13 protein-coding genes are annotated in these 12886 nt (G+C 28.2%); 2 read left to right on the forward strand and 11 right to left on the reverse strand.

Going from position 1 to position 12886, the window contains the following annotated elements; translation table 4 throughout:
- The first annotated feature begins 64 nt into the window (after positions 1–64).
- Complete coding sequence (locus SDAV_RS04235) at positions 65–280, forward strand: hypothetical protein (protein ID WP_114564679.1); 216 nt, start codon at positions 65–67, stop codon at positions 278–280.
- Between the two features lie 63 nt (positions 281–343).
- Positions 344–1147, forward strand: coding sequence for a hypothetical protein (locus SDAV_RS04240; protein ID WP_186823465.1), 804 nt, complete (start codon positions 344–346; stop codon positions 1145–1147).
- Positions 1148–1355: 208 nt separating this feature from the next.
- Here SDAV_RS04240 and SDAV_RS04245 read toward each other — a convergent pair whose 3' ends face one another.
- The 11 genes from SDAV_RS04245 to SDAV_RS04295 form a co-directional block, all read right to left on the reverse strand.
- Complete coding sequence (locus tag SDAV_RS04245) at positions 1356–1628, reverse strand: hypothetical protein (protein ID WP_245938519.1); 273 nt, start codon at positions 1626–1628, stop codon at positions 1356–1358.
- A 332-nt stretch (positions 1629–1960) separates the two neighbouring features.
- Positions 1961–2893 (reverse strand): carbamate kinase, encoded by a 933-nt coding sequence (gene arcC, locus SDAV_RS04250; protein ID WP_114564681.1) that lies wholly within the window; start codon positions 2891–2893, stop codon positions 1961–1963.
- A gap of 36 nt (positions 2894–2929) precedes the next feature.
- A complete protein-coding gene (locus SDAV_RS04255) occupies positions 2930–4435 on the reverse strand; it encodes a YfcC family protein (RefSeq protein ID WP_114564682.1) in 1506 nt (501 codons plus the stop codon).
- A gap of 35 nt (positions 4436–4470) precedes the next feature.
- Positions 4471–5475 carry an ornithine carbamoyltransferase gene (gene argF / locus SDAV_RS04260; protein ID WP_114564683.1) on the reverse strand — a complete coding sequence of 335 codons (1005 nt, stop codon included), beginning with the start codon at positions 5473–5475 and terminating at the stop codon, positions 4471–4473.
- 39 nt (positions 5476–5514) lie between these two features.
- Entirely contained in the window at positions 5515–6714 is a 1200-nt protein-coding gene (locus tag SDAV_RS04265; protein ID WP_114564684.1) for an arginine deiminase, read from the reverse strand.
- A gap of 357 nt (positions 6715–7071) precedes the next feature.
- Positions 7072–7947: a hypothetical protein gene (locus SDAV_RS04270; protein WP_114564685.1), complete on the reverse strand. Its 876-nt coding sequence runs from the start codon at positions 7945–7947 to the stop codon at positions 7072–7074.
- A 68-nt stretch (positions 7948–8015) separates the two neighbouring features.
- Positions 8016–8780 (reverse strand): hypothetical protein, encoded by a 765-nt coding sequence (locus SDAV_RS04275; RefSeq protein WP_114564686.1) that lies wholly within the window; start codon positions 8778–8780, stop codon positions 8016–8018.
- Positions 8758–9666 (reverse strand): 16S rRNA (cytidine(1402)-2'-O)-methyltransferase, encoded by a 909-nt coding sequence (gene rsmI, locus SDAV_RS04280; protein WP_114564687.1) that lies wholly within the window; start codon positions 9664–9666, stop codon positions 8758–8760. The genes SDAV_RS04275 and rsmI overlap by 23 nt, the downstream gene beginning before the upstream one ends.
- Positions 9656–10225, reverse strand: a complete 570-nt coding sequence (gene pth / locus SDAV_RS04285; protein ID WP_114564688.1) for an aminoacyl-tRNA hydrolase — start codon at positions 10223–10225, stop codon at positions 9656–9658. The genes rsmI and pth overlap by 11 nt, the downstream gene beginning before the upstream one ends.
- Positions 10226–10240: 15 nt before the next feature.
- Positions 10241–11533, reverse strand: coding sequence for an adenylosuccinate lyase (gene purB / locus SDAV_RS04290; RefSeq protein WP_114564689.1), 1293 nt, complete (start codon positions 11531–11533; stop codon positions 10241–10243).
- On the reverse strand, positions 11533–12834 hold the full coding sequence (locus tag SDAV_RS04295; RefSeq protein WP_114564690.1) for an adenylosuccinate synthase: 1302 nt from the start codon (positions 12832–12834) through the stop codon (positions 11533–11535). The genes purB and SDAV_RS04295 overlap by 1 nt, the downstream gene beginning before the upstream one ends.
- Positions 12835–12886: the final 52 nt, after the last annotated feature.

The following is a 12886-nucleotide window of genomic DNA, read 5'->3' on the forward strand; positions in this document are numbered from 1 at the left end:
TTTAAGAAATAGTAGTCCTAGTGGTAATAGTGAATATTCACCTTGAAATAAATGACCAAAAGAAATGGTTGAAGCAAAATTATATCGTAAATTAGCATTAGAAATTGGGATTGATATATCTGATATTGATTTAGATGAAAAAGAAATTAAAGAAGATGGTAATTTTGAATATATTTCATTTAAAGATATTGATGTCGCCAAAAATAAAGGGCAAATGAGCGATGAATCATTATTAAATAATATAAATTACCCCATCTTATCCAGAAATAGCAGACACTAACGATAATGTCGTTAAAGAAGAAGATATCTCAAATGTAGTACCAGCAGTTAATAATGATGAGGAGTGAGCAACTTGATAAAAATAGGTATTGACCCATCAGGTACTGGTACTACTGGTATTGTTTGTTATATAAATAACAAATTAGTAGATAAAACAGAAATAATAAGCAAAGAATGAACAATACATGTATTAAAAATCTTGGAATATATAGGAGAACAACAAGAATGTAAAATATATATTGAAAATTGTTTACCAACAAATGCTAATGGTTCAAAAGATAGAGATGATTTATTAAGAGTATTAGGTGCTATTGAATTAAGTGATGGCAAAAAACAAATTAAAAAAATTTACAAAGCCATAAAAACAAACTATAAAAATAACACTGTATCATATAGTTTGGATAAATTTCATTTAGTAAAAAGATTTAAAGACTTATTTTCATATAGAAATAGAAACAAAATTCATAGATTAAAATATAAATTAGCAAAAATATATTTTTTTACTGGAAATTATGAAGCATTATTAGATTTTTTAATTTGTCATTTACCCTATGTTATTGACAGCAAAAAGAAATTTTTATTAGAAACTATTGAATTAATTAAAAATAATAAAGATGGTATTGAAAATCAAGCATTAGAATATAATATTGGTTGTCATGTTGAAGGTGATGTTTCACATTATATTAAGGCTGTTAAGGGGCGTGGTGCAAAAATATATTGTAAAGAAACATTTAATAATATGTTAATTGCTTCAATATTAAGACTTAATAGCAGAATTAATGAAGTTAAAATTAATAAAAATAAAGAAAAAATTGAATCTAATATTTTTAAATTAAATCAATCTCAAAATCAATTTTTATCTTTATAAATAAAAAACTTTTTAAAATTAGTAATAACTTTAAAAAGTACTTTTTAGTTTGTCAAAATTCATAATTTTATAAAATTATTTATTCAATTAAAAATATAATTTTTAAAAAAGTTGAATTTTTTATAAATTTTGTTATCATTTATTCATAAGCGAAACTTAATTTGTTTCTAATTACTTAATTTTATTAAAAACCTCAAAATAATATATACTACCATAAATCAGCCATTTTTAGTATATTTTGTTTTAATTCCATCATTTTGGATTTATATAAATTTTTTAATATTTTTAAATTAGTTTGGTATTCTTCTGTAGTTATTTTTTTATTATTTTTTAACCTGGTTAAATCTGTTAAATGATTTTTAAAATCTTTTTTTAAGGTTTCTAATAGTGTACTAAAATAATATAAATCAGTAACAAAATTATCCAAATTATCTTCTTGTGTTAATATTTGATGTTGAGTACTATTTAAATCCTCTTTCATTCTTTACCTCTTTGACTAAAATAGTTAATATTTTCTATTGTTTTAGACTTGATTGTATCACATTTTTCTTCCTTGAAATGATGGTTGTATTAACTTTTATTATTTTATAAGCTATTAATAAAAAAGTTTGATTAATTATTTTTTCTTAATTTAATTATTACTCAAATTTTGAGAAAAATATTTTTTTTTTTTTTTTAAAAAAAAAAAAAAATTTCTAATTAATATTTAACCCTTACTTTTATTAACTTTACGATAATAAAAACCTTTTTTATTAATTATACTTCCTACAAAGTGTAATTTTTAGAAAAAAGGTTTAAATAATTCCTATGAATTTATTTACTAATTGTTGTACCAGCTTTACCAGCTAATGCTGCTTTAGCTTGTGCTAATTCAGCAATGATTGCTATTTTTTGCGACCCAGAACTAGCAAACTTCATTGCAGCTTGTACTTTTGGTAACATACTACCTGGCACAAATTGATTCTCTGTAATATATTTTTCTGCTGCAGTTAAAGTTAAAACATCTAATGCTTGTTGGTTAGGTTTTCCATAGTTAATTGCAACTTTTGCTACCGCTGTTAAAATCATCAATTTATCAGCTTTAATTAATTCTGCTAACTTTGCACTAGCAAAATCTTTATCAATAACAGCAGGAACTCCTTGATAAGCAGCCCCTGTTTTCACAACGGGAATACCTCCACCACCAACGGTAATTACAATATGTCCTTGCTTAATTAAATCTTCGATAATTTCTTTTTCAACAATATCAATTGGTTGTGGTGATGCAATTACTCGGCGTCATCCTCGTCCAGCATCTTCCTTAACAGTAAAGCCATTTTTTTCAGCTAATGCTTTTGCCTCTGCTTCAGGATAAAACGCACCAATTGGCTTTGTTGGATTATTAAAAGCAGGATCTTTATGGTCAACTTCAACTTGTGTTACAATTGTTACAACATTTTTCTTAATTTTACGTTTATTTAATTCATTTAAAATTGCATTTTGCAAATGATAACCAATATAGGCTTGTGACATTGCTCCACATTCGGGAAATGGCATAATTGGAATTTTATTATTAACATGGGCTGCTTCATCAAAAGCATTGTTAATCATTCCAACTTGTGGTCCATTCCCGTGCGCAATAATTAATTCATCACCATTTTCAATGATGTCAACCATTGCCTTCGCAGTATCTTTTACAATTTCTTGTTGTTCACTGGGGGAATTTCCTAATGCGTTTCCTCCTAACGCAACAACTATTCTTGCCATAATTTACATATCCTTTCTTTTAAAATGAAAACTTGCTTACTCAACTGGCATTGAGAATCAAGGACTAGTGTTTGAAATTGGTAATAAATTTCCAATTCCTAACAAAATAATTGTTGCAACAACAATTCCAACAATTAATGGTCATGATGCTTTTATAAAGCTACCATAAGGAACTTTTGAAATTGATAACGCTGCCATTAAAATTGCACTTGTTGGTGAAATTAAATTAATAATTCCATTTGCAAATGAAAAGGCAGTAATTGTTCCTGATGTTAAACCTGTTGCTACCCCATTAGCAACAGGACCCAAAATTGGGAAAACAGTTTGGGCAAATCCTGAACTAGATGGAATTACAAATGAGATAATTAGGAAGAAGAAGAAGGCTACCATAATAAAGCCTGTTTTACCTAATGTTGACATTGGTGTAGATAATCCACTAACTAATTTGTTTTGCATTCCAGTATTTGTCATAATAAACCCAATCCCAGCTGCAAAGGCAATAACCAAGCAAACAGATAGAATATCAGCTGAACCACTAATAAAACTATTAACGTATTTTTCTTCTCCTTTTCAATTAATTAATGCAATAATAATTGATGCAATAAAGAATAATGCTGAAATTTCCATAAATGATCATTGCCCTAATGGAGCAAAGAAATTAGCAATAAATGGGGCATGCTCACTAACTAATTTTGTAAAATTAACAAAGACAGGAATTCCAAATTTATCCCATCCAATTAATAAAAAAATCATTAAGACAAAACTAATCATAAAAATCGCAATAATTGCTTTACGTTTACCATTGTATGCTGGTAAATCATCAACAATTGCAAATTCTGCTTCATAAAAATCTTTTTTATCAAATAATGGTGATTTCCCTGGTGTACGACGAACACGTAACGCATATCAAACAACAAATGAAATTCCACCTGCTGTTAATAATAATCATGACACGGCTCTTCAAATAATTCCTGTTGTTGATGTTAAATCAGGCACACCAGCAGCATCAACAGCAACTTGGATAACAAATGGATTTAATGTTGAACCAATACAACCAATTCCAGCACCAAATAAAATTGCCATTACCGCTGTTAGCACATCAAAACCAGCAGATAATAAAACAGGAATAATAACTGGGTATAATGCGATTGTTTCTTCCCCCATCCCATAAGTTGTACCACCAACTGAAAATAAAAACATTACAATTGGAATAATTCAAATTTCACGGCCTTTCATTTTTGCTACTAAACGCCCAATCCCAGCATCTAATGCTTTTGATTCAATAACGATGCCTAAGAAACCTCCTAAAACTAAAATAAAGACAATAACATCAACTTTACTTTTAAATCCTTGCATCGGAGCTAAAAATAAGTCAAAAATTCCCGCAGGTCCACCATTGTGAAGTTCACCATCAGCGTCTTTTCATGAACCAGTTGTTCCTGGAATTCAAGAGACAATAATAATTAAGAGCGTAATTCCTAATAAAATTGTAAATGCTGTCGGCAATTTAAATTTAAACTTTTTTTTCTTTTTTACATCCATTTTTGCGCCCCCTTTAACCTTTCATAATTAATAACCTAGCCACGAATTGTTGCTAGCATTACTGCTTTAATAGTATGTAAACGATTTTCTGCTTCTTCAAAAACACTTGAATATTTTGATTGGAAAACTTCATCAGTAACTTCTAATTCACCAGTTCCACCAAATTGTTTAATCACTTGTTGCGCAGTATCCGTATTTCCATCATGGAAACTTGGTAAACAATGTAAAAAGATAGCATCTTCTTTTGCTTGTTTCATTTTTTCCATTGTTACTTGATATGGTGTTAAATCCTTAATTCTTTTTCCTCAAACAGCAGGATCTTCTCCCATTGATACTCAAACATCAGTGGCAATTGCATCAGCATCTTTTGCCGCTGTTTTATGGTCTTCAGTTAACGTAATTGAACCACCATGTTCTTTTGCAATTGCTTGTACTTTTTTCAATAATTCTGCATTTGGTCATAAATCCTTTGGCGCACAAGCAACAAAATGAATTCCTAATTTAGCACTAACAACCATATAACTATTTGCCATATTAAAACGAGAATCACCAAAATAAACAAATTTTAGCCCTTTCATATTGCGTTGTCCTTTTTCTTCTTGCAATGTTAAAATATCAGCTAACATTTGCGTTGGGTGAAATTCATCAGTTAATCCATTTCATACTGGAACACCTGAATATTTTGCTAATGCTTCAACATCAGTTTGTTTAAACCCACGAAATTGAATTCCATCAAACATTCTTCCTAATACTTTTGCAGTATCTTCAATTGATTCTTTTTTTCCCATTTGGCTACCACTTGATCCTAAATAAACAGGGTGCATTCCTAAATCAAATGCTCCGACTTCAAAAGCACATCTTGTTCGTGTTGAATCTTTTGCAAATAATAAAGCAACAGATTTTCCAGCTAATGGTTTTTGCTCAGTTCCAGCATATTTTGCTTCTTTCAATTGTCTTGATAAATCTAATAAATAATAGATTTCTCTTTGCGTGAAATCTAATAAAGTTAGAAAACTTCTTCCTTTTAAATTTACAGCCATATTATTTTTTCTCTCCTTTTAAAATATAATATTAAGATTTTAGATATCCTCTCTTCAAATTGGCATTGACATACAACGAGGTCCCCCACGTCCACGTGATAATTCAGCTGAATCAATAACGTGCACTTTAACACCAGCTTGTTTTAAAATTTCAATTGTAATTTGATTTCTTGAATAGGCAATCACTTCACCAGGACGAATTGTAATAACATTTGTCCCATCATTTCATTGTTCTCTTGCCTGTGCAATTGGATCTTCTCCACCACATTTAAAAATTTGAACTGGCTTACCAACTTCTTCTGATAAATAATCTTTAATTGTTTCTTTAATTTCTTTAACTCCATTTTTTGTAATTTCAAAAATTTTAAACTCACCCATTGCTTCAAAAATTAATGGATGTGCGATAAATTTATCATAATCAATATTAGTAAAAACAGTATCTAAATGCATAAAAGCACGATTTTTTGTATTTAAATCTAATGCAATAACTTTTTCATAACTAACTGAATCATTTTCAATTAGATTTTTTGTTACTATTTTAATAGCTTCCATTGATGTCCTTTGTGAAACACCAATAATTAATGTTTTTGAATTTAAAACTAAAATGTCTCCACCTTCTAAAGTTTCTTTTTCATTACGATCATATCAAAAATTAATTTTTCCTTTAAAACGGGAGTGATGTCTTAAAACAACATCAGAAAATAATGTTTCACGATTTCTAGTAACCGTAAACATTTTATGAATAGTTGCTCCATTTCCAATTGATGCAAATGGATCACGTTGGAATAGAATATTTGGCATTGGATCAACCGCTAGCGGATAATTATCTGTAATTTCTACTCCTAACTCATATTTTGTTACCCCTGCTATCATTTTATTAACAAGATCTTGATTATCTAATTTTCCTAAATAAGTACGTAACTTACTAATGTATTCTTCTTTTGCACCAGATTCTTTTAAAAACTGTTCTAGTAATTCTTGCCGCATTTTTGAATCAGTGTCTAAAACTTCAGCGACTAATTTTTCAATATACAACACCTCAACACCTAAGTTCCTAAAAGTTTGCACAAAAAAGTCATGTTCTTTTTGTGCAACTATTAAATCTGGTGTATCATCAAACAATAATCGTTCCAATAAATCTGGTGATAAGTTAGCTAATTCATCACCAGGGCGATGTAACAATACTGTTTTTAAATTACCTATTTCTGAATAAACATTAATACCATATTTTTCTGTCATGTTACTTGTCCTCTTTCTCTTTCTACGTCCATTTTTATTAAAATCCTTTAATAAAAATTAAAGATAAACATGCAAAACTAAAAAATGCAAATTGCTGTTAAATACACAGAATACCTATCAAATTGTAATGTCCTTTAATGCCATTTAAATAAATATACTTAAAATTGATTATGCTATCCTTTTAGCAAATATATTTAAGCAATGCACTTTTCGATATTGCATAAGTAAAAATGCCATTGTTTACTTTTTTTATCCTTATACTTTTATATTATTCTTTTTAATTTTAAAAGCAAGTCTTTAAATTTTTTTATTATTTTTTATCACTAGAAATAAAAAAAAAAAAAAAACAATAAATTTTTATTGTTTTGCTGTATTAATGATATTTGTTGCAGTTAATATATTAATTAATAAATCATGTAAACATTGAATAATTTGAACTAAAGGAGCGACTTTATTACGATATTCTGTTGTTTTTTCAGCAATTTCTAATCGTTTTTCCGGACTTAATGCAATGACAAAATTATGATATGCTTGGACCTCTTCAATAATTTTTTCTTTATTAAATTCTGGTAATTTAATTTTTCCATCATTATAATCTTTTTCAATTTGATCAATATTTGCTAATTTTCCTTTTAACTTTTCTTCTTCTTTTTCAGGAAAAAAATCAGTTAACATAATATCACGTTGTAAAAATAAACCTAATTGATTTACTAAATTTCAAATTTCCAAGGCATCATTAGCATTATTAATCTCTTTTAAACATTTTTCAAGCGCTGGGTCAAGATCTTTAATCTCATCATCATAAATTTTTGTTAACTCACCAATTTCTACTTTCATCATATTTACAAAAAGTTTATTTAAATCAACCGGACTAGCTTCTTTCGCACTAGTCATAAAATCATTTAAAAATCGTGGTAATGGAATAATTGCGTTAAATAATTTGCTTACTTCAATTAATGTTGTAATTTTTTTCTGATCAATTTCTTCTGGTTTTTTATCTTGTAAATATTCTTCTCTAATATCATCAAATAATGGTTTGATTTCTGTTTTCACAAAATTAAATAAATCTTCAAAATTAGTTTTAAACTTTGCTCCTGCTAAAAAAGCTTCTATTTTTTGATTTTTTTCCGCTGTGTCTTTTGCATAGTCTGTTTCAAAAAGATTAATATATTTTGTTAAATAACTCATCATTCCTTTTTCAACATCTGTTCAGAAATTACTCTGTTCTGTCATTTTTTCCCTCTATTCTTCTATAATTTTTATGTATTTCAATTTTACCGTAAAATAAGAATTATTTAAACTTAATTTATTTTTTCTTGACTTTCTTTAATTTTCTGGTGGTTAACTAATAAATTATTTAAATTAACAATGAACGTTATTAATAAAGCAATAATGATACTTAACAAAATTAAATATAAAAGATAATATTCTAACCGGCGAAAATCTTGAAAAAAATATGGTACATAGTAGTTATTTGCTGGCATACTATAATTTCACAATTTTTCATCAATTGGAGTTAATAATAAAACGCCCTCCCGAACAGCAATAAAAATAGTATAAAAAATTGGATGAAGATAAAACTTATATAACTTTTGTAAATAAAAATTTTTATAATTAATACATTCTTTTTCTACCACAATGCAAAAATAAATAATGAAAATCGCGGGACACAATCAATGCTGCACTGTTGTACTAATTCAATAAATTGCGAGGCTATGCCAACTGGGAGTAAACTTTTCACCAGTAATGGCACCGATAACTGTCCCAAGTGTAAAAAATAAGAATGTTAACAAGGCAGCAAAGACAATGTATAAAATAAAAAACTTGTTTTTTACAAAATGACAATTTCGTAATTTTGTAAAGTAAATTAATCCTCCGAAGGCAAATAATAAAATTAAAACAGCAGTTTGGACACTTCATCAACTAACAAAATATCATAAATAACTTAATAAATTTAATTGATAATAAATTAAACTATAAAAATAAGTTAAGAGTAAAACAATAATTTCTAATCTAAAGAGAATGCTACAAAACACTAAGTGTTTAATTCGTTCTGTTTTTTCCATCGTGCTCCTTTTGCTGATGATATTTATTATATAAAACATTTTTACTAATTTTATATTTATTTGCGACAAAATCAATTGCTTGTTTAACGCGATAATTTTGCTTTGTAATTAATTGGTCAATTTCGGTAACTAAAATTTCATCTGCAATAACAGGAACTGGAAGATTCCCCGCTCCATCAACAACAAGGACATACTCACCAAAAGCAGCATTTTCTTCTTGTTGTAAAAACAAAAGCACTTCACTTAACTGTCCACGATATCATTGCTCATGAATTTTTGTAATTTCCTTACCAATGGCAATTTTACGCTCACCAAAAACTGATTTAACTATTTTTAATGTTTCTAAAATTCGATGCGGTGCTTCATAAAAAATAATAGGATATGAAAATGATAGCAGTTGTTGTAACTCATTAATTTTTTTTGTTTTTGCTTTATTTAAAAAACCAAAAAATAAAAAATGGTGCGGATTAAGACCCGAACTAACAATGGCGTTTAAAGCAGCATTAGCACCACTAATCGGAATTACATCATAAGGATAATGTTCCAAAATATGGTTAACAGCATAATAACCTGGATCACTAATCAGTGGATAACCGGCATCACTAATAATTGCAATTGATAAGTTTTGTGCTAAATCATTTAACATTTCTGTTAAGCGTTGCATTTCATTTTCTTTATTTAAAGAAATTAACTGCTTTTTACAATTAAAATAATTTAATAGTCTAATTGTGTTCCGCGTATCTTCACAATAAATTTTTTGAACATCATGTTTAATAACTTCAATTGCTCGTGGTGTCATTTCTTGCAAATTACCAATTGGAGTTGCAATTAAGTAAATTTTCGGATTATTACTTTTAAAACTATATTGTTTAATTTTATTTGCCATTATAGATACTCATTAATTTATCAAAACTAGTTTCTTTTTCTAAATATTGCACCATAATTTGATAAACTCTTTCTAATAAATCATTATTAATAAGTTCTAACTGACTAGGAGAAAATTTTCCTAGTACTCAGTTTCGGGTTGGAATTTGGACATCTTTACCAATTCCTAAACGAATCCGTAAAAAATTTTCACTACCTAGTTTTTGAATTAAATCTTTAATTCCATTATGACCAGCACTTGAACCATTCTTTTTTAACTTAATAACATTGAAAGGAATATCTTTATCATCATAAATGACAATAATATCTTCTAATGTTAATTTATAAAATTGTTTAATTTGATAAACTGCAAATCCACTTAGATTCATAAAAGTCTGTGGTTGACAAAAAAGAACTTTCTCGTTGTTAATTGTTGTTTCTCATATTAAAGCATTAAAAGCATTTTTTGTCTTTGCTAAATTAAATTTATCTACCAACTTAGCAATGGCTAAAAAACCAATATTATGTCTTGTATAAGTATATTCATTACCTGGATTCCCCAAACCCACAATTAACTTCATTATCTCGCTCCTTTTTTAATTTAGCACTCGTTGATAAATCTGTTCAATATTTCGTAAAAAATAATTGTTATCAAATAATTTTTCTAATTTTGGTAAGGCTAAATATTTTGCTATATTATTATCAATTAAAACATTTTTAAAATTAAGTTGCTGTTGTTGTGCGATTAAAGTACATTTTTGAATAAAATCATAAACTTCTTCTCGTGAATAATTAGTTTCTTTCAAAATATTTGTTAAAACAACTTGACTAAAATAAATTTGATTGGCTTGTTGTAAATGTTCAATAATTTTATCCGGACTAACAACCAAATTATTAATAACACTGATCATTCGTTTCAATAAATAAACTACTAAATGATATGTGTCGGGAATAATAATTCGTTCATTACTACTATGGGAAATATCACGTTCATGTCATAATAAATTATTTTCAAATGTAACATTCATATTACTACGCACTAAACGAGCTAAGCCAGCAATGTTTTCCGCACTAATTGGATTTTTTTTATGTGGCATTGAAGATGAACCTTTTTGACTTTTGCTAAATCCTTCCTCAATTTCAGCCACTTCTGAACGTTGGAAATGGCGAAATTCAAGCGCCATTTTTTCTAACAAACTAGCAATTTGACTAAAACTTGTAAATAATGCAATATGATAATCACGTGATGTTACTTGCGTTGTAATTGGGTCAAGGTTTAGCCCTAATTTTTTTGCCACATATTCTTCAACTTGAACTTCAACATGCGCAAAATTACCAACTGAACCTGATATTTTTGCAACAGCAATTGCTGAACCTGCAGCATCAAACCGCCTAATATTACGCTCTAATTCAGCATATCAAAGTAAAAATTTTAATCCTAATGAGGTTGGTTCGGCGAACATTCCATGGGTACGACCCATAATTAATTGATTTTTATAATTAAGAGCTTTTTCTTTTAACGCTTCTTTTAATTCAAGCATATATTTTTTAACAATATAGTTTGATTCTTTAATCAAATAATTTTGACTAGTATCAACAATATCAGTTGATGTTAAACCATAATGAATTCATTTTTTTTCTGGTCCCAATGTTTCTGATAACATTCGAGTAAAAGCAACAACATCATGCTTTGTTTCAGCTTCCAGTTCTAACATTCGTGGTAAGTTTACTGTTAAATTAGTTTTAATTTTTTTAATATCTGTTGTGGGAATTAATCCTAATTTTGCCCATCCTTCACAAACCAATAATTCTACTTTTGCTCAGCTATTATATTTATTTTCATAACTTCAAATTTTTCCAATCTCTGGAACAAAATAACGTTCAATCATTAAAAAATCTCCTTATTCATTAAAATAGTTTGTTCACGGTCAGGACCAACAGAAAATAAACTAATTGAAACACCAACGATTTCTTCTAACTTCATTAAATATTGTTGAGCATTATGTGGTAAATCTTCAAATGTTGTAACATTACTAATGTCCTCATCTCAGCCTGGCATTGTTATTAAAATTGGTTTACACATCTCATATTCTTTAATTGTACTTGGAACATAATCAATTTGTTGTCCTTGATATTCATAGCCAATACAAATTTTTAATTCCTTAATAGTAGTTAAAACATCTAATAACATAATTGCCATACTAGTATAACCACTAATTCGCAACGAATATTTCATTAAAATACCATCAAATCATCCAATTCGACGCGCACGCCCCGATACAGTCCCATATTCACGTCCTGTTTCACGAATATATGTTTCAACTTCGCCAAAAATTTCTGATGGAAATGGCCCGGTTCCAACACGAGTATTATATGCTTTAACAATTCCTAAAACATTGTTAATATAACGCGGTGCAATCCCAACACCAACCGGAATTGAAGCTGCTGTTGGATTTGATGACGTAACAAAAGGATAAGTACCATGATCTAAGTCTAACATTACTCCTTGTGCGCCTTCAAACAAAACTTTTTGATGCGTATGAATTGCATTATCAACTAAAATTGAAGTATCAGTTACTAGTGTTTTAATTTGTTGAAATAATGCCAAATATTCTTTTCAAATTAATTTTGGGTCAAATCCTTCACTATTAAAAACTTTTGTTAAAACTTCATTTTTAAATTTTAAATTATTTTCTAATTTTTGTAAAAATCCTTTTTCATCAAATAAATCACCTAATCTAATCCCAATTCGTTCTGCTTTATCTTGATAACAAGGACCAATTCCTTTTTTTGTTGTTCCAATTGAATCTTTTTGGCGATACTCTTCTTGCAATTCATCAATTTTCATATGATATGGAAAAATTAAATGGGCACGATCACTAATTCGTAAATTTTTGCAATCAAAACCATGTTCTTGTAAATAATTAATTTCACTAACTAATTTACGTAAATTGACAACACAACCATTCCCAATTACATTAATTGATTTTTTATTAAAAACACCAGAAGGAACAATACTTAACTTATATTTTGTTCCTTTAATGACAATTGTATGTCCAGCATTATCACCACCAGCTCAACGAACAATAACATCTGCTTGTTGAGCAAAATAATCAGTAATTTTACCTTTTCCTTCATCACCCCACTGGCTCCCAACAATCGCTAGTGTTCGATAATTTGTACCACTCATAACTTATTTGCAACCTTTCTACGGTTTAATCTTAATATAAATCTACCTATTT

The sequence above is a fragment of the Spiroplasma phoeniceum P40 genome (assembly GCF_003339775.1).
GTDB classification, from domain to species: Bacteria; Bacillota_I; Bacilli_A; order Mycoplasmatales; family Mycoplasmataceae; genus Spiroplasma; species Spiroplasma phoeniceum.